This is a genomic window from Pseudomonas sp. BMS12 (genome assembly GCF_001592875.1).
Classification (GTDB): Bacteria; Pseudomonadota; Gammaproteobacteria; order Pseudomonadales; family Pseudomonadaceae; genus Aquipseudomonas.
In genome coordinates this window covers 588,069-588,384 of sequence record NZ_LSOF01000005.1, presented here as the reverse complement: position 1 = coordinate 588,384, position 316 = coordinate 588,069, and the positions used below count along the sequence as shown (strand labels likewise).

Below are 316 nucleotides of genomic sequence, written 5' to 3'. Positions count from 1 at the left end.
CAGCGGACGGGACTCGAACCCGCGACCCCCGGCGTGACAGGCCGGTATTCTAACCGACTGAACTACCGCTGCGCGTCGGTTCTCGCAAGAGACTGGTGGGTGATGACGGGATCGAACCGCCGACCCTCTGCTTGTAAGGCAGATGCTCTCCCGGCTGAGCTAATCACCCGAGTAGCCTTGCGAGGTGGCGCAATTTACGCAGCCGCCTCGGCTAAGTCAACACCCCACTTGAAATTTTTTCCACGGAGGGGATTTATCGAGCGGCATCGACTAGCGCCCAAGCCGAGTGCACAGGCCCCCCATTCGGTGCATGGAC

General features: G+C 61.1%; 1 tRNA gene. It reads right to left on the bottom strand.

The annotated features are described in order from the left end of the window. Positions 1-93: 93 nt before the first annotated feature. Positions 94-169 (bottom strand) — tRNA-Val (locus AYB31_RS06165). Between the last annotated feature and the right edge of the window lie 147 nt (positions 170-316).